This is a genomic window from Ruegeria sp. AB11 (assembly GCF_056536325.1).
The window spans coordinates 2,775,824-2,797,735 of sequence record NZ_JBQFJO010000001.1; the positions used below are offsets into that span (position 1 = coordinate 2,775,824).

The following is a 21,912-nucleotide window of genomic DNA, read 5'->3' on the forward strand; positions in this document are numbered from 1 at the left end:
CAGGTCAGTCTGCTGTAAGAGGCGCATGGTTCCGCTCCATAACTACTCCAGCGGCTTTCATCGCTTCGACAAGTGCGTCGACCGGTTGTGACTGTTGGAAAACCCGCCGCTTTAAGGCTTCCAGTGGAAAATCGGGCCAGGTCTTTTGGTAAACACTTGCGAGCCGACGCGCCTCGGTCTGCTCTCCGTTGTTCCAGCGCGCCGCCATCAAATATGCCGCAGAAATTGGGCCGAAGGGGCCACCACGTGCGATAGTTTCTTCGTAGGTTCGGATCGCGGTTGCAAAATCACCAGAATGAAATTGAGCTGACCCGAGCACATTCCCGAACACAAGCCCACCACTGCTTTCTGCCAGTTTCTCATATCGCTCTGATTGCGAAATTATATACGTGAAGTTCATAGTATAAAGCGAGATTAGCGCATCAAATTCAGCTATATGTGGATCACTTGGTGCAAGATCGACCGCCCTACGAGACAACGCTGTAGCCTTGTCGTAGTTCCCCAATCCAAATTCCAACCAGGCGCGCGATGAAAGTGCCCATGCCGCATCCGGCTCGATCTCTAGCGCATGAGCACTGTTTTCGTCCGCCACAGCAAGCATATCAGCGGCTGCAGGATCAGAAGACTGAAGAATGGCAAGCATGGTTTCGACCTGAGCTGCTCCCGCGTACCCGCAGAAATAGAGCGGATCACGCTCAATCGCGGTTTCAAAGATCAACAACGCGGGTTTCAGGCGCGGCAAATTAACAACCGGAAACATCACATCCTGTCCGGCACTACACAGGTTCATCGCTTCGACCCGCGCCGGAGACACATCATAGATCGCGGTCTGCTCGGCTTTGACGTCGCTAGAAGACCATTGCTTTGTAAGGATGGTGGCACCGACACCGCCAAGCGCAACAAGGGTGATGGCCATCGCCGACATCACACTTATGCGCCACAGATTTGTTAACTTTCGGTACTGGCCCGTGCCCGGTCTGAACTCAGGTGCGTAACGACCAACGGGCAGCGATATCATGATAGGATCAGACGCGCCGGCGCCACCGTAATAGGCCTTCAACTTTCGTCGCACCCGACCAGCATCTACCCGCACAACGCCTTCGCGTTTTGTCAGCTCGTCGGCGCCGTAGCCATAAACATCCATCGCGATCGTTTTTGCGCGAATTTCATCGGTCCGTCCGGCAAGAGCCTCGTCGACGACATAGGTCAAGAAAGACCGCATCCGGGCCGATCCCTTAAATCCTGCCGAGTCTAAAACACGCGCTAGCGCAGAACGTACATCTTCAGAAGAGAAGTTACGCCTGTTGTCGTGTTGCCTTCCATCCCCCGTGCCGGTCAAGAACTATCCTTTCATGATAAGAACTTGTGGCTACCTTGCTACCGTAGCATGCGGCTTATTACGTTCAAGAAAATTCCTGCTGAGCGCATGCTGACCGAGCAACCAGCTTCGAAAGTGCTGCCGATGGTCGAGAGTGATTTCATTGAGGAACAGTTCCCTGAACACGCTGATCTTCTGCAAAGTTTACGCACCGAGGACAGTGAATTTGACCGGATATGTCTGGATTACCAAGAGATCTTTACTGAAATCGCTCTTTTGCAGCACTCAAACACGCCTCAGCAATCTCGGTTCCTAGCCGACTTGGCCGAAACCCTCACTGATCTGCGCTGCAGTATCGAAACCAGAATAGTTGAAGCTCAAAACATGCCTCAGAATTGCGGCAAACCCGGAGATTAATATGAAACTGATAGGCATCCTGTCCTCGTTACTTCTGTCCACCGGAACGGCATTTGCCCAGCAGTCTCCTATCATTCACGACGGCGAGTTCAACTATCTGCGCGTTCAATTCGGCGATGCGTGGGACGCACAGGATGCCGAGATCGACGCAAAGTTAGCCGAAATTCGCGAGGCGAATGGCGGTAATCCACCCAATTTTCTGTACATTCTGATCGATGACATCAGCTTTGGTCAGATGGGTGACCGCAAGATGAACTACGTGATGGGCATTGAGACACCCAGTATCAACCAGTTCGCCACCGAAGGCCTATCGTTGATGCGCATGTATACCGAGCCATCCTGCACACCGACGCGGACTGCCATGCTTACAGGTCGCCACCCTGTCCGCGCCGGGGTAACAGAAGTCAAAGTTGCGTTGGTGGGCGAAGGCCTGCCTGCCAGTGAAGTAACCCTGCCCGAGATATTGAAGGAAGTTGGCTACAACACCGTACATGTTGGCAAATGGCATCAAGGCGATATCGAACAGGCCTACCCGCACAATCAAGGCTTCGACTGGGCAGCGTTTCCCCTGCATCAACAGGTTCAACTAAGCCTTATGACCCCCGAGGCGATGCGCGCAAATAACATGCTCGGATTCGTACCCGAAGGGCAAAACAACCAGTTTCTTCTGGACGAACGTTTCAAGCCATACGGTTTGGTGACCGGGGTTGAGGCCGTGGTAGGCGGCACTGCCCGTGAGGTGGACATGTCACCGGGCGAGGTTTGGACCCAAGCCAAATACGATGAGATGAACGAACGCTATCAACGTCAGGCCCTTGAGCAGCTAGAACGTGCTGCAGCCGAAGAAGAACCGTTTTTCCTGCAATATTGGCCTCTCTACCCCCTTAATTTCGTCTATGCGGATGAGGCGCTCTCTCGCAATGGTGGCTTTCACGCCGACAAACTGCAGCTATTGGATGGATGGATCGGTGATCTTCTGACCAAGCTTGAAGAGACCGGAGAAGCCGACAATACGATTGTGGTACTGATGGCCGACAATGGGCTGATGTACCACTACGAGGGGACCTCGGGCCTTAATCAGTTGATCTATCGCGGTGGTAAGACCCAGCATCTAGAAGGCGGCGTACGCACGGACGCGTTCATACGTTGGCCCGGCGTGATCGAAGCGGACAGCGCAGCCGGTGATATCTTTCACGTGTCGGACATCTACACCACCATGGCGCGGATTGCAGGTGCGACTGATCATATCCCACGTGACCGCATCATCGACGGGATCGATCAGACGGCGCTGTTGCTGAATGGTGAAGGTCATGGTCGACGCGACTATGTGTATGTCTACGAAGGCCCTGTTTTGCGCTCAGTGGTTAAGCAGGAATTCAAGATGCACCTGCCCGCGCCCGGCCAACCCGGTGCGGCAGCCCCGACCTTCAACATCTATCGCGATCCACGTGAACTGCACCCGTTGGTTGGGTACTCGCTGTGGGCCGGAGCTTCGTTTCAGGACATGATCAAACGCCATCAAAAAATGATAGCCAAACATCCGCATTCCGAGATCGGTCGCGGCATCCCCTATGAGGGCATCGACAACCTGCGCCCGGAATCAGAATTGACCCGTGATGTGTTCATGGGTTGGCAAAATTGAAATCTACAGAAATTCTTGTTTACATATGATAATGTTTAAATGTGAAGGCAACTGCAAAAGCGTTTGCCTTCCACCAAGCAGATGACCGGGGAATATGGGATGAAGATTTCAGGGGTATTGGCTTTGTCTGTCAGTCTTGCAGCACAGGCCGCGCTGGCACAAGACAATCCAATTCAACACGACGCCGAGTTTTACATTCTGCAGGCACAACACGCAGAACAATGGGCACAGGATGATACCGCTGTTGATGATGCTCTGGCCGCTTTTAGCGACAGCAACAATGGGCAGCCCCCGAACATAGTCAGCGTTCTGATCGACGATATGGGCTTCGGCGATATGGGAATTCCCGAGCTCAACGCAGTGCGAGGTTATGGGACTCCGAATATCAACGACTTTTCGGATCAGGCCATGCGAATGGTGCGCATGTATACTGAACCTTCATGCACGCCGACTCGGGTTGCGCAGATGACCGGGCGGTTGCCCGTGCGCATGGGTATGGGCGATACAACGGTGGACATTGCCGGGTTTGGCTTGCCGGAAAACGAAGTCACCCTGGCCGAGATTCTGAAGCAGGCGGGTTACGCGACCAGCCATGTCGGCAAATGGCACATGGGTGATATCGCCGAAAGTTGGGCGATGAATCAGGGATTTGACTATGCCCAGCACGCCATCCACCAACAAGGCCAGCTGACGATCTTCAATGATGATGCGATCAAAGAACAGGTCTCGGTCGCAATCCGGGACTATGACGACAAATACACGCTAGACGGCTGGTTCCGGCCGGACTCGGCCGCGATGATGACGGTCATCGAAGGGGAAACCGGCGGGCCTATCCGCGAAATTCGTATGGAAACCGGAGAGCGCTGGAACGCTGCAAAATACGATGAGATGAACCAGGCATTTCAAGACAAGACGATGGAAGAACTGGATCGCCTCGCAAGTGGGGAAGACCCGTTTTTCCTGCAATACTGGCCGATGATCCCGCTGGACAACACCCGGGCCGGGCGATCAGGACCAGAGAGCGTGAATGGTGGTCTGTATGTCGACAAGATGCAGTTACTGGATCAGTGGCTGGGCGACTTGTTTGCGCGCATCGAAGAACTGGGCTTAACGGAAAACACCGTGGTTGTGGTCATGGGGGATAACGGCCACTTCACCAAATACGCGCCGCAATCCGGGTTCACCCCGCTGATCTATGCGGGCGGCAAAGGCGATACGACCGAGGGCGGTATCCGAGTCGACGCCTTCATCCGCTGGCCCGGCATGATCGAGGCTGACGGGTTGCTCAACAGCATCATCCATGTCTCGGACCTCTATACAACGCTGTCGCGCTTTGCCGGGGCAGATCAGTATATTCCGCGGGATCGTCTGGTGGATGGCGTGGACCAATCTGCCGCCCTGTTGTTTGCTGACGAATCCAAGGCCCGACGCGATCACGTCATCGTCTATTCCGTGAACAAACCTGAGGCGATCGTGAAGGACCAGCTTAAGCTGAAACTGCCGGGACCTGGCGAAAGCGCTATTTTGGCAAAGTTCTTTGATCTCTACCGGGACACGCGCGAGGAATATTCAGTCTCAACCGAGGTTGGCGCCTGGGGAGGGCAGGAATTCGCACGCATTCTTGGCCGACATATGGCCCGCAAAGAGAAATTCCCCGACACCACGCCAGCCTATGGCGTGCCCTATGAGGGGATCGAGAACATACGCCCCGAAACCCAGCAAGCGGTCGAGGCTTTCCTGATCAAACGCCAATCCCCGCAGCAATAACACCGTGCAACGGAAATCACGCGCTCAAGACTTTAGGATCATGACATGATTGGACTACTTCTTTTTGCACTGGGTTTGATTGGATCACTCGGGATCGGGTTCATCTATTTCCGAGACCTTGGCGATGTGTCCCAGATGCTGCTGAAAGTGAAGCGCGAGAATATGGTGCGCTTCATTCGTCATGAATATCGCCTGATCGCCATTGGGTTGGGTGCATTTGCGGTCGCAACACTTGTACATTTCATACTTGGTGCAGGTCCGTTCTGGCTGTGGCTGGTGTCGGCAGTGCTGGTCCTTTTCTTCTATGGGTTCCCATACGTCTGGGTTCATCTGGGGCTGAGAAACCAACTAAATACCGCGCAGTACTTCCCCATTGACGAGGCCCGTAAATACGTGGGGCCGACCGCGCCCGTGATGGTGATCGACAACAACGGCCACGCTCGTGCACACCCCGACGCGCAGATCATGCGACCGCATCTTGCCGGTAATGAAAAAGGGCTTGGTGGAGAGGACGTCGTCATGACGTATTGTGCCATGGCCAATCTCGGTCAGGGGTACACTCCAAGAATAGAGGGTAAGCGCCTGAATCTCGAGGTTCTCGCCCAGCACGGCAATAACCTGATCCTGCGCGACAACGAAAGCGGCGAGCCGATTCAGCAGATATATGGCTTTCGTGAAGCGGACCAGAACCCAAACACAGATGGCCTCGCATGCCCTCTCCGGCCCGAGGCCCAGATGAAGCCGTGGCCTACCTACCGGATGACATTTCGCGGCTTTCAGAAAGCCTACCCGGATGGAGAGGTTTTCCTGAATGAACCTTCCCCGAACCCATTGCTGCGCCTGCTTGATATGATGACCGAAATCACCTTTGGGTGGGGGATTGGCCGTCAACATCAGGAAGACGCTCCGGTGATGGACAACATGGATCGTTCAGACGACCGGTTGCCGAATAAAACCTATGTCTGGGGGATTGCCATTGGGCAGGATGCCACCTGCTGGACCGATGATTTCGTCGTCGACAACGATTGGATCGTTAACGCAACAGTCGGAGGTCGGGATGTCGTCGTCAGCCTTGATCCGAAATATGAGAGTTTAGGCGTCTGGTACAATGACAGTGGGCAACCCGTGACCAAATGCGACTTTTGGGGAATGTCTGATCAAGGGCAACTACAGCGGGTCGAAACTCTGCGTGCAGGCATATTCTGGCATGTCTGGTCCGAGTTCTTTCCGAGCACTGATGTCAATCGTGTTGGCGTTGGTTCAGGCAAAACCGACGACGCGGTAGCCTGACCGCAAGTCAAAACTGCGCAGATTCTCGCTGCACAGTAACGAAAATTCGAAACAAGACCTTTAACGGGAGAGCAATAATGGGTGCGACACGAAATTGCAGAGGACCACTCCTTGGAATCTCATTGGCGGGCGCAATGGCGTCAATGGCCTCGGCCCAACAGTCTGACTGGTCATACGAGGCCTCAATCTACCTGTTCATGCCGGAAACAGAAACGTCGCTGGATACCCCGCTGGGCACATTAGATGGCACGCTAAGCTTTTCCGACGCGTTGGAGAATTTGGACTTTGCCTTTATGGCTGCATTCGGAGCGACCAATGGGCGTTGGTCATTCCTGGCAGACTACAATTATACAAATCTGTCTTTCAGCAGCGACACACCTGGCCCGGCGAGCTCGGGCTTGGACACCTCTTTCACCACTCAGTTTCTGAGCGGATATGCAGGATATCGGGTCTATGACGATCAAGACGCATATGTTGATATCGTCGGCGGCTTTAGGTGGTTCAGCACTGAAACTGAATTCGACCTGCAACCCGGTGCTGCCCCTGGGCGCCGAACAACGGTCGATGCAAGCTGGACTGATCCTGTGATTGGTGCCCGCGCACGTGTCAGGTTCTCTGACAAATGGTCTGGTACCGGGTTTATTGATTATGGCGGTTTCCGGAGCGGGAGCGAAACATGGCAAGTTCTTCTAACTGCCGACTACGCAATCAATGACCGTTGGCTGATCCGGGGTGGGTATCGCTATATCTCATTTGACCACGACATCGATGGTAACGACTTTAAGTTTGATCAATCCGGTCCGCTGTTGGGTGCTACCTACCGTTTTTGATCTGCGATAGGCAGTTTGCATTGGCTCAACCAACAAAGATTGGCGTGGCCGACAATGTTCAGCGACATAGTCGGCCATCCTGTTCTCAGTTCACATAATGCAGCGTGTCAAATTCGCGACGCCATGCGGATACCTCTGACAGGATTTGTTCCCCACCCAGGCCACGCTTTATCAAATCAGCCAAACACTCGGCATCCCCAGAGGTCATGCCCCACCGCACCAGTTCTGGTGTGCCGATACGAAGACCGTTCATATCGCCTTCCACTAACTCCACCGGCAATCCAATACCGCAAGCGAGGAACCCGCATTTGCGAAGCTGCTTAGATGCGGCCTGACCTCCTCCATATGGGGCAGCCAATACCGCGAACTGGTGAGAGTTGGTGAAGCCCTGTGTTCCAGAAAAGACGGGAACACCCTTTATATCTAATGAGTTGGAGAGAGCTTTGGCCATCGCAATCATCTCGTTCGCATAGGCAGAACCATACGCTTTCCAGTCCAACATCGTGACAGCAAGCGCCGCAGTTTTGGCCGCATCGAAATTGGCGGTCATGCCAGGGAAAGCGATTGCATCCAGCGCTTTTGCGATTTCTTCGTCATCCGTTACGATCAGACCCCCAGCCGGTCCTCCGAGGCTTTTGTAAGTGCTCATGGTCATGAAATGTGCACCCTCTTTCAACGGGTTGGACCAAGCGCGCCCCGCGATGATGCCGCATTGATGGGCCGCATCGAACATAACCTTGGCACCGATTTCATCAGCTATCGCACGCACTTCGGCGACGGGATGTTCAAACAGGTTAAGACTGCCACCGATGGTGATCAGCCTTGGTCGTTCGGTTTTTGCCAACGCTCTCAACTGATCCAGATCGACGGTATAGCCATCAGCGTTAACAGGAGCTTCGACGGTATGCAGGCCGAAGAGACCCGCGCAACCCGCCAGATGATGTGTTACATGCCCCCCAATTGATCCAGGTGGGGCTATGATAGTGTCGCCAGCTTTGCAGGTCGCCATAAAGCCATAGAGGTTGGCAATCGCCCCAGAGGGCACCCGGACCTCAGCGAACCTAGCATCAAAAACCTCGGCGCAAAGCTCTGCAGCGACAACCTCAATCTGTTCGATTGCTTCGAGACCCATTTCATATTTATCACCGGGATAGCCCAGCGAGGGCCGCGACCCAATCCCCGAAGACAAAAGCGCCTCGGCCTTTGGGTTCATGACATTTGTGGCAGGGTTCAGGTTAAAGCACTCTTGCTCGTGTATGCGGCGGTTTTCATGTGCAAGATGCTCGATCCGCGCCATCAGGTCATCTGAAGATGCCGATGCCGCCTTTTTTGCGATATCCTGAACCAGTGCTTCGCTTGCAGTGGGCACCCAGTCTCTTTGTGCAAGTGTCATCTGACATCCTCCTAGTTTTTGCCACTTTGGCGGCAGTCGCGTGACACCGCAAAGCAGAAATGATATTTCTTGGTGTAGAAAAACTAAGGCTTGTGTAATGAGTGTTGCCCCCAAGCGCCCCAAAGGCCCTCCATTGAATGCGATGCGGGCCTTTGAAGCGGCGGCTAGAAACGTCAGCTTTGTTGCTGCAGCTGAAGAATTGAACGTCACGCCCGGGGCGATCTCGCAGCATATCAAGGCACTGGAAGGCTGGGCCGGTACACCGCTGTTTCGACGCAACGCGCAAGGAGTTGAACTCACGCCTGAGGGGCAATCGCTTGTCCCGGTTTTCTCCGCTGCCTTTGATCAAATGGCTGATGCAGCACGTGCCCTGCGCGACCTTAAACCAAACGCTGATTTTCATATCGCTGCCCTGCCCGCCGTTGCCCAGCTCTGGCTTCCAAAACGATTGCGACGGATCCGAGAAGAATTGCCGGAGATCAATTTCTCTGTCACCGCTATGGAAACTCCGCCCAGTCTCTCGCGAGAGATGTTTGATCTGTCGATATTTTTCGCAGTTCCGGACGGATCGTCAAACCAAATTGCCTTGGCACAAGACGTAATCGCGCCAGTTTGCGCCCCTACACTTCTGGACCGAGCGCACTGTTCAAACGGTTTCCGAGAGATACCGATTTTGCACGACCAGACCTGGAACGACGATTGGTTCACGTGGTCCCGAAATGTGGGCTTTGATTTGCAAATTGACGCAAGCGGCCCGCAGTTCTCACTCTATAGCCTTGCTGTAGAAGAAGCCAAAGCATCGGCTGGTTTGCTGATGGGGCATCTGTGTCTGATCGAAGACGCACTGGAATCCAAAACGCTTCTGTTTGCGCATTCGCGCTCTTGTCCGACAGGTCGATCTCTTGTTGTTTCATTGCCTTCGAAGACGCGACAAAGATCTGAAACAAGTCAAGTCGTTGCGTTGTTATCAAACTAATGAAGACCAACTGGGCAGCTGAGCACCCGCGAAAATTTGGCTTGAAATAGTGGCGGAGAGACAGGGATTCGAACCCTGGAGACGGTTTCCCGCCTACACACTTTCCAGGCGTGCGCCTTCGACCACTCGGCCACCTCTCCGGTAGAGGTGACTTATGCGAATTTCTGAACCGAGCGCAAGGCCCCATTCTCAAAAACAGGTGGCTCAAAATATACGAAAGCTGGCGACAAATGGCAGATGGTCTGAAACCTCGTCTTTGAACGCCTCGCGCCCCATATTCATTGTCCAATGCATCGGAAATAACCGCAGGCTGCCGCGGACATAGTCGGTGGAATAGGTTCGCGAAACAGCGAACCCGTCCAGCAGGTTGGCGCGACCCTTTTCCAGAATATGCGAGAACCGGTCTTGCAAATCCCAGCACGAAACAAAGTCCATCATGTCATCCCCACCAAGATGGTGGAAATTGCTGACGTCCTGACCGGGGATCATGTTGAAATCGCCCATCAGCAGGATCGTGCGCTGAGTCAGGCCCGGTGTCGCTCGGATTTCGGCGATCTTGGCACCGATGATCTTACATTGGCTATCACGTATCTGTTGTTCAGGCCGATCACGGCCGGATTTCAGGTGCACCGCGATCAGTTTGGCTTTGAACTTGCCGACCTGCACATCGGCGATAAGGGCCTGACGCCCGCCGGAATCATTACCTTCCGAACCGTCAATCAACTCTAGCTCCGTCAACGAAACCCCTGGTTTGTGGAGAAATCCAATGTGGATGTTGCCGTTGGGTTGCTGCAGGATCTTGACCTGATAGTCCAAGCCCTTGTCCGCCAAACCCGCTGCCAACCGGTTGATATGTTCTATTGGGCTAACCTCGACCAGCGTGATCAACTCGGCATCAAGCAGAGCCAAGCCTTCAATCTGGTGGATGACCCGCTCACTATTGGCCGGTATGCCCAGACTTGTGTTAACCGGGTTGAAACCTGCAAGGTTCCAAACTGCAATACGCACGAGGCTGTGTGAGAAAGTTACCATCGAAATTCCTCCTTCAAATAAAAATCAGACTACATCGAAATGTAACAATCCGATAATCACTTGGGAAAAATGCTTGATGTGTCGCGTTTAGCGACCGTCGCCATCCGCGTCTGCATCTGCGTCTCCTGCAGAGTCCAGATCATCAGCTGTCAAATCGGCAGGCTTTGCGGAAGGGGCAGCAGTAGATAGGTCTTCGTCGGGCTTAGCCTCCTCAGATTGGCCCGTCAGCACCTCAGGATTTCGCAGCCACAGATCGCGCTGAGCGAACGGAATCTCGATACCCTCTTTAACAAATCTGCGGTTGATCTCATGGTTCATGTCGGATTTGACCGATAGCACCCAGTTCACATCGCGCAGTATTGCCCGAATTTCAAAATCCAGTGAATCCGCACCAAATCCTTGAAACACCACACTCGGCGCTGGGTTGGCCAGAACCATCGGATGCCCATTGGCGATCTCACCCAAAATGGTTTCGACTTTTCGGGTGTCAGTACCGTAAGCCACGCCGACAGGAACGATCACCCGGCCAATGGTGTTGCCGCGGGTATAGTTGGTGACCACTCCGCTGATCAGGTCTGAGTTGGGAACGATCACATCCGTCCGATCAAAAGTCTCGATCCGCGTGGACCTGACCGAGATATCACGAACATATCCCATCATGCCGTTGACATCGATCCAGTCGCCTTTTGAGATCGGGCGTTCGACCAGCAGGATGATCCCTGAAACAAAGTTCGACACGATGGTTTGCAGACCGAAACCGATACCAACCGACAAAGCACCAGCCACGATCGCCAAGGAGGAAAGATCAAATCCAGCAACAACAATGGCGACCAACGCCGCCAGGAATATTCCGACATAGCCGGTTCCCGATACGATGGCATTCTGCCCGCCGGGATCGATACTGGTTTTTGGCAGCAATGAGTTGCGCAACCCGCTTTGCAGAAGGCGGGTCAATGTGTATCCGATGGCAAAAACTGCAACGAAGGTGAGGAAATTACTGGGTGAAATCGTGACGCCGCCGATATCGAATCCCAGCAGCAATCGTGACCAGGCCTCAAGCAGGTCTGTCTCGCGTGCACCCCAATACAGCGCCAGAATAGGCAGCGACAATATCGCCAGCGCAAACCCAACAAGAACCGAAAACAGAGAATCGCGCGCGGCCTCCCCCTGCCCCGATAACCAACCGTAAATCGTGGTGATAAACCGTCGTATGATCACAAGAGCCGCGATCAGTACCAGTGTTTTCACGGCTGGGAAAACGATTGCTTCGGCGGCATTGATATACCCCAACGCGGCCAGTATCGGTGTTGCAATCCCAAGTATGAACAAAGCGCGCCGCAGCAATTCAACCAACTGACTAAAACCAGCCGCTCTGCGAGACGTTTCTGAATCGGCTTGCTCTTCCGGTGGTTCTGATTGGCGGACCTGACGCACACGTAGCAGCAGCAGCGCCGTAACCAATACGATCGGGAAACCAACAACTGCTCGTGTTGCGTCCGAAATATTCTCAATCTGCTCAAATAGCAAAACCAGATCATGCAAAATGAGCATAACGGCCAGTAGATCGATATAGACCCGCAGTTCTCGAATTCTGCCTGCCGACAATCGTTTGAAATTCTGAGAGGCCCCCATCAGGTAGACCTGTCGACCGATCCAGTCAAAGTAGAAGATGATGGCAGCCCAATAAGGAATATTCTGAATCAGCAACGTACCGCGCAAGCCCAGAACACCAGTCTGCACGATCGCCGTGACCAATGCCAGAACGCCCAACCAAGGCAGCAGTATGCGCAGCAGAGAGACGACGAAGGTCCAGACTCCACTTCCGCGCCCCCCCAGAGAACGCAGAAAAGCGCCCCCTTTTTCGGACCACTTGCGACCAAATAGCAGCAATACCGCAGATATGGCCAACAGAACGAAAATGCCGAGACCACGCTCACGAATGCGCTCATGAACGATGTCAGACCGCATATTCGTGACGGTTTCATTGATCAGGCTCTGCGCCGCTTCCTTGACGTCGATCCAGGCTGGGCCCCAGTAAACGGGGTTGAAAGGCGATGGCCCGCGTTCCAGCATCTCTTTTTTCTGACGGTCACGAATGATCCGGTCGATTTCGCTGATTAATCCGTTGGCCCGGCTGAAAGCCTCTTCCGAGATTATGCGCGGCACTCGCAAACTGTTAAGTTGCTCTTCAAGATGTGTGCGTAGCTTTGCAATATCTTCAGGCTCGGTCTCGCCATCTGCCGGCTTCGCGCCAAGCGCCTTAAGCTGGCCCTCAAGCGTCTGAATACGATCCGTGTTTGCGCCGCGCGCCATGTTAAAGTCTTCGCGGTAACCGTTTATTTCTGAGCGCAAATTCTCTAACGCGGCATTCGATGCCCGGTTCGCGCGAATCACAGATTCCGCCCGATCCGCCGTACTGACCCAGCCCTGGTAATATTCACTCTGCCGGTCAGTGAGCTGGGCAGATGCGATCCCACCCAGCCCGATCAGGCAGAATAAACTTAGAAACAGAAACAGGCGGACCTGTCGCAGCATCACACGTCCTCGAACACGCCGGGAATGCTGCGCGGTGCTTCGGTCATCCAATCCGGAACAGGCAGTTCCTTTTCCCGCAGGAAGTCAGGATTGTACAATTTGGATTGGTAGCGCGTTCCAAAGTCACACAATACGGTCACGATGGTGTGCCCCGGCCCCATCTCTTTCGCGAGACGTACAGCGCCCGCGATATTGATCGCGGTTGATCCGCCCATCACCAGACCTTCTTCGCGAAGCAGATCAAAGATGTAGGGCAACGCGTCATTGTCGGTGATCTGCCAGGAATGATCAGGGGTGAACCCCTCTAGGTTCTTCGTTATCCGAACCTGTCCGATGCCTTCGGCGATGGAGCCGCCCTCCATCGCGATCTCACCCGTAGTGTAATAAGAATAAAGGCCTGCCCCCATTGGATCAGCCAGTCCGATTTTTACGCCTTTGGGCTGCAAAACCTCGGCGACACCCGCTAGGGTTCCACCCGAGCCGACCGCACTGACGAAGCCATCAACTTTGCCACCGGTTTGGTCCCAGATTTCTGGGCCGGTGGTTTCCACATGCGCCTGCCGGTTGGCGACATTGTCGAACTGGTTCGCCCAGATGGCACCATTGGGCTCGGTCTGGGCAAGTTCCTCAGCCAAGCGGCGGGAATAGTGCACAAAATTGTTGGGATTGCGGTAAGGCGCAGCAGGCACCTGCACAAGCTGAGCTCCGGCAAGTCGGAGCATGTCCTTCTTCTCTTCCGATTGAGTCTCAGGAATGACGATCACCGTCTTGAAACCCATTGAGGCCCCGACCAATGCCAGACCAATACCAGTATTACCCGCCGTACCCTCGACAATTGTGCCGCCGGGCTTTAGGTCTCCGCGCGCAATTGCATCGCGGATAATGAACAACGCCGCACGGTCTTTGACGGATTGACCCGGATTCATGAACTCGGCTTTGCCGAGGATCTCACAGCCTGTCTCTTCGCTGACGCGACGCAACCGGATCAAGGGTGTTTTACCGACCGCGTCGGCAAGGTCTTTCGCAATGCGCATGGCGTCCTCTTGTCATATGGTATTGCAGCAGATTTACAGGCGCCCTGACTTGATCACAAGCCGGGATAGTTATGCGCGCAGACGTTCGCGATTTCGCGCTAGCCAATGTGCCAACGAAAGAAGCGGTAAGTCCTTGAAAACATGGGTATCAACCATGTACATGAATTCGTCAAACGGTAGAATTTTACTCCGAATATCTTCCCCTTCCGTGGCAAGACCACCACTTTCAACGGTCGTCGTCAGATCACCCAGCCCGACATAGAGGTAGACGTATTCGGTTGACGATCCACTGGATGTATAGGCACCGCCTGCATATTCCAGCCGAGACAGAGAAACATGCGCCTCTTCCTGTGTCTCACGATACGCTGCCTGCTCGGGTGTTTCGCCGGGGTCAATCATACCGGCGACCGGTTCCCACATCCATGGTTCGGGGTCGTCGATCAAGAACACAGGTGCGCGAAACTGCTCGACCAGCAAAACCGTATCGCGCCTAGGGTCGTAAGGCAGGACGATGACTGCAGATCCTTGCATCAAGCCGCTGCGGTGCAATACAGGCCCCATCTTGCCATCATACTGACGGTGCTGCAGCTCTATCTCATCGATACCGAAATAGCTGACATAAGGGTGGTTGCGTTGGTGGATTACGACATCATAGTTGGTATCCCGGGCATCTCCGGTGCTTCGCTGACGCGCTGCGAGTCTGGCCCATGCCCGTATGCGGATCGCAGGGAAACTATTTGAAATCGTCGAGGCGTCAACACACCCATACTGGGCCATAACCTCTTGCGCCGCCAGCATCGACAAAGCGCTCCAATCATTTTTCCATGCCTCAAAATCCCAGAGAGTGTCGGTCTTCCATGCCTCCGATTCGGGAAAGAACACCAATGCCTGATGATTCCCATCTTCGCTGGTTTCGATCGTTTGCTGGCGCAGATCATATTCGAAGCCGCCTTCATAAAAGGCCAATCGGGCAAGCTCGTCCTTACCCAATCCTTGCACCAATACGCCATCTGCCGTTGCGCCTTTTTCAGCAACGATCATTGGAAAAGGCTGGCCTTTTACTGAATACACCGCGTGATCCGCTAAGATTGCCGGTTTCGCCGACAATTCGTCCGCAGATTGACCCATCACGAGTTCCAGCAAAGGCGCATGGCGCAAAGTGCCGTAGAAAAACAGGTTAGACAAAGTAGGAGCCCTGACTTGGCAGATCCGTTTTAACGCCAGCGTCGAAAGGCGATTTCGGTAAGTATCCCACTGACCACCGCACCAATACCAAGCGTAATCAAAATTTCACTGGGCAGCAGTTGTTCACCATAGGCCACTCCGATCTTGAAGATTTCCAGCAAGGCTTCAAATGGGCCGCCATACCGATGGCGCATCGCCTGGCTGAACATCTCGTAGGTGCCTTGAACGAACAATCCCCAGAAAACCAGCGCGGCAACACCAGTCAGACCATTGTTAACTGCAGCCGTCCAACCCCGGCCTGCCCGCTTGCCCATGATAACCCAACCACAGGCCACCGCTAACAACATGTTCACATATGTGAACCAGCCATAGCTTTTGCCCTCTTCACCATTGTTGATGATCATACTTGAAACAAGGAAGGCAATGACCAGCAGACACAACGCGGCGACGAGGCGGGAAGCTGTAGGCATTCGTAGTTCCGTTCTTCAACTTGGCTTAGCTATAGTGATCTGTGTCACATCACAATTGCCGGTGTCAAAGGCTGCGCCGCATGCAGTTAAATAATAATTCCACATGCGGCGAAAACGCTCATCAAACCCTAGCTCTGAGATCTGGTCCCACTTGGCGTTGAAGGTGTCGTACCAGCGGCGCAGTGTCAGATCATAACTTTGGCCAAATTCCTTTGAGCGTACCACTTGAAGCCCCGCCTGATCTATCTGCTCTTTCAGGATGGACGGGGCGGGAAGCATGCCACCCGGAAATATGTATTTCTGTATGAAATCAACACCATTCTTGTAAACTTCCCAGCGGTGATCCGCGACTGTTATGATCTGTAATGTCGCTTGCGCACCGGGCTTCAACCGGTCACGAACAGTGTTAAAATATGCTGGCCAGTATTTTCGACCAACCGCTTCGAACATCTCGATTGATGCAATACCGTCATATTGTCCCTGTTCATCGCGATAATCCTGTAATTTAAAATCTACAAGATCCGATAGCCCAGCCTTTTCAATGCGTTCCTTCGCGAACTTCAACTGTTCCTGACTGATCGTCAATCCAGTGACTCGGAGCCCGCGCTCTTTGGCGGCATATTCGGCGAAGCCGCCCCAACCGCACCCGATCTCAAGGATATGATCCCCAGGTTTGGCCCCCATTTCATCCACCAAACTGGCATATTTCGCGGTCTGCGCATTCTCGAGGCTTTCCTGCCCGGTCTCAAAAATGGCGCTGGAATAAGTCATCGTGTCATCCAGCCACATGCCATAGAAATCATTTCCAAGATCATAGTGATACGAGATGTTCTTCTTCGCCTGCGTCCGATTATTGCGGTGCAACCAGAACCTCAGACGCTCGTAGGCGCGAACCAGGAACTTGCCCGTGAAATCGTCATAAACGGTTTCAGTTCCCAAGTGTACCAAGTCCATAAAGCTGCGCAGATCAGGTGTGCTCCAGTCGCCTTCCAGATAGCCGTCCGAAAACCCCAGTTCTCCTTCTCGTAGCAGCCTGGCAAATACGTCGGGATCATGGATATCCACATGGGCAACTGGACCGGCTTTAGGTGCATCCGCCCGAAACACCCGACCATCCGGCAGAGCGATATCAAGGCGGCCGCTTTCCATGCGGCTCAGCATCTTGAAGACTTGTGCAAAATATCTTGGCAGGTCCTCCTGCCCTTCGGTGCTCGTCAGGAACATCCGCTCTCCCCTCTGCGGTTGCAGAATAAAGCTAGGACGGGATTCGGTTTATGGCAAGTTTTCAGTTCCTTACCGGAACTTTTCTGGTTTCATACGCGTCCAATGCTCGGATGCGACCTTCTTTCAGCCCTACCACTGGAGCGCTGTAGCTGTCTTCGTGAGAAAGCCCCCAAGACCGCGGTATGGCACTAAAATAGGCGCGTGCGGTTGGGGACGGGTCAGACCGACCCTCAGCAATCCAACGATTCAGATAATCCGAATGTGGATCAAATCGCTCGCGCTGTGTTTCTGGGTTGAAAATACGGAAATACGGGGCTGCGTCTGGCCCGGAACCCGCCACCCACTGCCATCCCATTGCGTTTGCGGCTGGGTCCCAATCAATCAGGCAATCGGCAAACCAATCAGCACCAATTTTCCAGTGCGTCATCAGATGCTTGGTTAGATAACTCGCCACAATCATCCGTGCACGATTATGCATCCGCCCGGTCACGTACATCTGCCTTAGCCCCGCATCGACAAGTGGCACCCCAGTTCTGGCCAACTTCCACGCGCGGACTTCAGGCGTGTCGGGATCAGTATTCCACGGAAACGCATCCCATTCAGGTTTCCAATTGTCGGTCAGGAGATGCGGCCAATGGTACATCAGGTGATAAGCGAACTCACGCCACACAAGCTGCCGTAGAAAGGCCTCGCCCCCGCGCGAACCAGTGCGATCCGCGTTTTGCACCCGGTGCCATATTGTGCGCGGCCCGATTTCGCCTAACGAGAGGTATTCTGAAAGATCAGACGTACCAACCTGATCCAATCGATCTCGCGCTTCCTGATATTGATCAATATTTTCCAGAAACCTATCCAACTGATCCAAAGCCGCAGCCTCTCCAGGACGGACAAACGGTCGTACGATCGTCGCGCCACGCTGCATCTCCTGATCCAGATTCCAATCGGACAGCCGATCAGAAGCAGGCCAAAGATCTGGCTTGGCAATTCGTGCAGCAGTCGGTGCTGGCATCGCAACATCTCGTCCGCTCACCGACCTCCACATCGGAGTAAATACACGAAACGGTTGCCCCGCTTTGGTCGCAATCGTCCAAGGTTCGAACAAAAGATGCCCTGCAAAGGATCGCACCTCGATCCCCTGTTCGTTCAAGCTCGCCTTGATATGCATGTCCCTGTTGATCGCCTTCGGGTCATACTCTCGCGACCAAAATACAGCTCCTGCTCCGGTTTCGTGTATCAGACCTTGCAGGACTTTCAGCGCAGTCCCCCGGCGCAGGATCAGATTGCTGCCGATCTGATCAAGGGTCATTGCAAAAGCCTCAAGACCCAAACCCAGACGCCATTTGGGCGCTGCGCCCAATGCTTGAACCTGATCGTCCAGAATAAATACGGGTACAATCGGGCGACCCGACCGCACCGCCGCCGTCAACGCCGGATGATCACTTAATCGCAGATCGCGCCTGAACCATAAAATGATCGGAGAACGCCCGGAATCCATATCCGCCTCTTGTTTTTAGAAGAATACGAACCGGTACGAATATTGGATCACAAAACGCGGTCAAGCGCCTGCAAAAGCTGATCAATTTCCTGATGACTTGTATAGTGCGTGAAGCTGAGCCGCAGAACCCCCTGATCTGGATCAACACCCATGGCCTGCAGAGGGCGATGCGCATAGAAATCGCCACCACCTGCCATGATCCCGTGTTTGGAAAGCTCAGCTGCAACAGCCTCGGCTTTTTTGTTTAGGCTTAACGCCACCGTCGGTGCGCGCTGTTCGGCCTTGGACGGCCCAATCAAACGCAAAGTGTTTCTATCTTTGACTGCATCGAGCAGTGGCTGCAGCAACGCAATTTCGTGCTGGCGCATCAGGTCATGAACAAATCCACCGCGCGCAGACGCCCCGGTTTCCGGCCCGCCGTGATGATCGCAAAGCAGACCGATATAATCCGCCATGCCAGCACTCGCGGCGATCTGCGCATGATCAGGGCCGGCTGGTGTAAACCGTTTATAGAGCGTGCCACCGTTGAAATAGTGGGCCTGGTTCGGAAGCATCTCACCCAAAGGGCGTCGAATAACCATGCAGCCTTGGTGCGGGCCATAGGTTTTGTAGGCTGAGAACAAATAGATGTCGGGCCCGAGATCACCGACGTTCGGCAGGCCATGTGGCGCATAGGAAACTCCGTCGACACAGACAAACGCACCCGCGGCATGCGCTATCGCCGTGATTTCGGTCACTGGATTAATCTCGCCGACGACATTTGAGCAATGTGGGAAGCAAACGAGGCGGACTTTCTCGTCCAACAGGTTTTCCAGATCCTGTGGGTTTAGCGATCCACTGTCCGGATCAATCTGCCATTCGCGGATTTCGATACCGTCTTCTTCCAATCGACGCCAGGGGCCGGTATTGGCCTCGTGGTCCTGATTGGTCACAACGATGGCATCACCCTGCCGCATCCACTGACGAAAGGCCTGCGACAGAACATAGGTATTCTGAGTCGTTGAGGGGCCAAAGCTCAGCTCATCCGTATCCACGCCCATGATCGCGGCCAACCGCATCCGCGCTTCATCCATTTCTTCGCCGCCCAGACGGCTGGCTTCGTATGGCGCATAAGGTTGGACCTTGCGCTGTGTATAAAACCGGTTCAGGCGATCAATCACCGGCTTACAGGTATAAGATCCACCAGCGTTTTCAAAGAAGGCCTGCCCGTTCAGGCTGGGTTCAGAAAAGGCCGGGAATTGCGCCCTAACGAAATCGATATCAAGTGTGCCCATCACACGTCTCTCCCTGATCGCATGCCTCATTTCGGAAATCCGCCCGCGCAAGGTCTGGGCACTTCCAAAACAACCAAGGCATTACTGTCCGGCCGCCATCCCCATCAGAGGACATGCTATGGCAGCAGTCCTTCTGATGGCAGCTTGCTGCAAACAAACAGGAACAGATAGTCAGACGGAAAAGATTAGGTCAAGTCACTGTGCTGATAACATTTTTCATATCTAGCGCCAAAAAAGAACCGGGCTGCTAGACCCGGTCTATGTGCTAATTGATGCGCTATCCCTGGACTTTGGTATAGGTGCCCTCACCCGCCAAAATACCGCGGAACCCGCCGGGCTCATCCAGACCAAAAACGATCAGCGGCAGATTGTTGTCACGTGCCAAGGCGATGGCCGATGCATCCATCACTCGCAGGCGTTTAGCCAGCACATCGTCATACGAAACATTGTCATAACGTACCGCGTCCGAGTGTTCTTTTGGGTCCTTGTCATAAACGCCATCGACACCATTCTTACCCATGAAGATCGCTTGGCAGGCCATCTCGTTCGCGCGCAATGTGGCGGCGGTGTCAGTGGTGAAATAGGGGTTCCCGGTTCCCGCCGCAAAGATGCAGACCCGTTTTTTCTCAAGGTGGCGTACAGCGCGGCGGCGAATATATGGCTCACACACTTCGTCCATCCGAATGGCCGAAATGACACGGGTGAAGACCCCGGCCGCCTCAAGCGCGGATTGCATTGCGAGCGCGTTCATGACCGTTGCCAGCATGCCCATGTAATCGGCGGTCGTACGCTCCATCCCCTGTGCCGAGCCGGAAAGCCCCCGGAAGATGTTGCCACCACCGATGACCATACAGATTTCGACACCCAGATCGTGTACCGATTTCACCTCTTGTGCGATGCGCTGGACGGTTGGCGGATGAAGTCCGAATCCCTGATCCCCCATCAGGGCCTCGCCCGAAATCTTCAACATGACGCGGTCATACGTTGTTTTCGGGGTCTCAGTGGTCTCGTCAGAAGGGGAAAGGCTCATGTTGCGCTCCGGGCTGGCACGGGTTTATTTTCCGGCGCAAAATGAAGCAAAACCTCCGCAGGTTCAATGCGGATAGTCAGGGATGAGGCAATCAGCGATGGCCGATACAAATGAGAACCGGCTTTGGGCGCAGTTGCCTCCGATTCCTGATGACAAACCGGTGCTGATCGCTGGGCCTACGGCTTCGGGAAAGTCAGCGCTGGCGCTTTTGGTCGCGGAGCGCTGCGGTGGTGTGATCGTCAATGCCGACGCAAGTCAGGTTTATGATTGCTGGCGCATCATATCTGCACGTCCCTCGATCGAAGAAGAAAAACGTGCCCCACATCTGCTGTACGGGCATGTCGCATATGATCAGACCTATTCCACCGGACATTGGCTTCGCGACGTCACGCCTTTGCTAAGACAAAAACAGCGCCCTATCATTGTGGGGGGTACAGGTCTGTATTTCACTGCGCTGACCGAAGGGATGGCCGAGATACCTGCAACCCCTCCTGAAATTCGGGCCGAGGCGGACGCATTATCACTAAGAAAGCTGATCGAAGGTCTTGATCTTCAAACGCTGCAGAAGATCGACACCCAGAATCGAGCCCGTGTTCAACGCGCGTGGGAGGTTCAGACCGCAACCGGCCGCTCGCTTGCTGATTGGCAGGCTGATACACCCGCCCCGATTGTGGATCTGGGGAATACAGTTCCGATTGTATTCGACGTCGAAAAAAGCTGGTTACTGGATCGTATTAATCGTCGTTTCGATCAGATGTTGGATCAAGGCGCCATGGCCGAAGTGGCCGCGATGCAGAACCGATTTGACCCTTCTCTACCAGCCTTCAAGGCCATTGGCGTGCCTGAATTGATGGCATGCCTAGAAGGCCGCATGTCCCAGGAAGAAGCCAGGGATCGGGCAACAATAGCTACACGTCAATTTGCCAAACGACAACGAACTTGGTTTCGCGCCCGCATGAAATCCTGGCACCACATTGATGCCGCGTCTCATCAGTAAGGG

General features: G+C 54.1%; 18 protein-coding genes and 1 tRNA gene. 7 read left to right on the plus strand and 12 right to left on the minus strand.

Annotation, left to right across the window (positions count from 1 at the left end; all coding sequences use genetic code 11):
- Positions 1 to 4: 4 nt before the first annotated feature.
- Positions 5 to 1,222: a tetratricopeptide repeat protein gene (locus tag ACR3EJ_RS13965; RefSeq protein ID WP_260025882.1), complete on the minus strand. Its 1,218-nt coding sequence runs from the start codon at positions 1,220 to 1,222 to the stop codon at positions 5 to 7.
- Between the two features lie 165 nt (positions 1,223 to 1,387).
- On the opposite strand from ACR3EJ_RS13965, the gene ACR3EJ_RS13970 reads away from it, so the two are divergent.
- The 5 genes from ACR3EJ_RS13970 to ACR3EJ_RS13990 all read left to right on the plus strand — a co-directional run bounded on the left by ACR3EJ_RS13970 (position 1,388) and on the right by ACR3EJ_RS13990 (position 7,264).
- Positions 1,388 to 1,735 (plus strand): hypothetical protein, encoded by a 348-nt coding sequence (locus tag ACR3EJ_RS13970; protein WP_170539314.1) that lies wholly within the window; start codon positions 1,388 to 1,390, stop codon positions 1,733 to 1,735.
- Between the two features lies 1 nt (position 1,736).
- Entirely contained in the window at positions 1,737 to 3,377 is a 1,641-nt protein-coding gene (locus ACR3EJ_RS13975; protein WP_170539312.1) for a sulfatase-like hydrolase/transferase, read from the plus strand.
- 99 nt (positions 3,378 to 3,476) lie between these two features.
- Entirely contained in the window at positions 3,477 to 5,144 is a 1,668-nt protein-coding gene (locus ACR3EJ_RS13980) for a sulfatase-like hydrolase/transferase (RefSeq protein ID WP_170539310.1), read from the plus strand.
- 45 nt (positions 5,145 to 5,189) lie between these two features.
- Positions 5,190 to 6,434 (plus strand): DUF3179 domain-containing (seleno)protein, encoded by a 1,245-nt coding sequence (locus tag ACR3EJ_RS13985; protein WP_170539308.1) that lies wholly within the window; start codon positions 5,190 to 5,192, stop codon positions 6,432 to 6,434.
- Positions 6,435 to 6,511: 77 nt separating this feature from the next.
- Positions 6,512 to 7,264 carry an outer membrane protein gene (locus tag ACR3EJ_RS13990; RefSeq protein WP_480423003.1) on the plus strand — a complete coding sequence of 251 codons (753 nt, stop codon included), beginning with the start codon at positions 6,512 to 6,514 and terminating at the stop codon, positions 7,262 to 7,264.
- Positions 7,265 to 7,349: 85 nt separating this feature from the next.
- Here ACR3EJ_RS13990 and ACR3EJ_RS13995 read toward each other — a convergent pair whose 3' ends face one another.
- Positions 7,350 to 8,657: an aminotransferase class I/II-fold pyridoxal phosphate-dependent enzyme gene (locus ACR3EJ_RS13995; RefSeq protein ID WP_170539306.1), complete on the minus strand. Its 1,308-nt coding sequence runs from the start codon at positions 8,655 to 8,657 to the stop codon at positions 7,350 to 7,352.
- Between the two features lie 97 nt (positions 8,658 to 8,754).
- Here ACR3EJ_RS13995 and ACR3EJ_RS14000 point away from each other — a divergent pair, with 97 nt between their 5' ends.
- Positions 8,755 to 9,633 (plus strand): LysR family transcriptional regulator, encoded by an 879-nt coding sequence (locus tag ACR3EJ_RS14000; protein WP_170539303.1) that lies wholly within the window; start codon positions 8,755 to 8,757, stop codon positions 9,631 to 9,633.
- A gap of 50 nt (positions 9,634 to 9,683) precedes the next feature.
- Here ACR3EJ_RS14000 and ACR3EJ_RS14005 read toward each other — a convergent pair.
- From ACR3EJ_RS14005 to pyrH, 10 genes are all read right to left on the minus strand, one after another.
- Positions 9,684 to 9,773: transfer RNA gene (locus tag ACR3EJ_RS14005), tRNA-Ser, on the minus strand.
- A gap of 64 nt (positions 9,774 to 9,837) precedes the next feature.
- The gene (locus tag ACR3EJ_RS14010; RefSeq protein ID WP_170539301.1) at positions 9,838 to 10,665 is read right to left on the minus strand and encodes an exonuclease/endonuclease/phosphatase family protein; all 828 of its coding nucleotides are present in this window, start codon (positions 10,663 to 10,665) and stop codon (positions 9,838 to 9,840) included.
- Positions 10,666 to 10,752: 87 nt separating this feature from the next.
- Complete coding sequence (locus ACR3EJ_RS14015; protein WP_170539299.1) at positions 10,753 to 13,200, minus strand: DUF3772 domain-containing protein; 2,448 nt, start codon at positions 13,198 to 13,200, stop codon at positions 10,753 to 10,755.
- Entirely contained in the window at positions 13,200 to 14,234 is a 1,035-nt protein-coding gene (locus ACR3EJ_RS14020) for a cysteine synthase A (protein WP_170539297.1), read from the minus strand. The genes ACR3EJ_RS14015 and ACR3EJ_RS14020 overlap by 1 nt, the downstream gene beginning before the upstream one ends.
- A gap of 69 nt (positions 14,235 to 14,303) precedes the next feature.
- Positions 14,304 to 15,419 (minus strand): NUDIX domain-containing protein, encoded by a 1,116-nt coding sequence (locus ACR3EJ_RS14025; protein ID WP_170539294.1) that lies wholly within the window; start codon positions 15,417 to 15,419, stop codon positions 14,304 to 14,306.
- Positions 15,420 to 15,448: 29 nt separating this feature from the next.
- Positions 15,449 to 15,889: a TrgA family protein gene (locus ACR3EJ_RS14030; RefSeq protein ID WP_170539292.1), complete on the minus strand. Its 441-nt coding sequence runs from the start codon at positions 15,887 to 15,889 to the stop codon at positions 15,449 to 15,451.
- A gap of 15 nt (positions 15,890 to 15,904) precedes the next feature.
- The gene (locus ACR3EJ_RS14035) at positions 15,905 to 17,113 is read right to left on the minus strand and encodes an SAM-dependent methyltransferase (protein ID WP_170539290.1); all 1,209 of its coding nucleotides are present in this window, start codon (positions 17,111 to 17,113) and stop codon (positions 15,905 to 15,907) included.
- A 61-nt stretch (positions 17,114 to 17,174) separates the two neighbouring features.
- On the minus strand, positions 17,175 to 18,608 hold the full coding sequence (locus tag ACR3EJ_RS14040; protein ID WP_170539288.1) for a cryptochrome/photolyase family protein: 1,434 nt from the start codon (positions 18,606 to 18,608) through the stop codon (positions 17,175 to 17,177).
- 47 nt (positions 18,609 to 18,655) lie between these two features.
- Entirely contained in the window at positions 18,656 to 19,882 is a 1,227-nt protein-coding gene (locus tag ACR3EJ_RS14045) for an aminotransferase class V-fold PLP-dependent enzyme (RefSeq protein WP_170539285.1), read from the minus strand.
- 277 nt (positions 19,883 to 20,159) lie between these two features.
- A complete protein-coding gene (gene pyrH / locus ACR3EJ_RS14050) occupies positions 20,160 to 20,912 on the minus strand; it encodes a UMP kinase (RefSeq protein ID WP_010439624.1) in 753 nt (250 codons plus the stop codon).
- A 97-nt stretch (positions 20,913 to 21,009) separates the two neighbouring features.
- On the opposite strand from pyrH, the gene miaA reads away from it, so the two are divergent.
- On the plus strand, positions 21,010 to 21,909 hold the full coding sequence (gene miaA, locus ACR3EJ_RS14055) for a tRNA (adenosine(37)-N6)-dimethylallyltransferase MiaA (RefSeq protein ID WP_170539283.1): 900 nt from the start codon (positions 21,010 to 21,012) through the stop codon (positions 21,907 to 21,909).
- Positions 21,910 to 21,912: the final 3 nt, after the last annotated feature.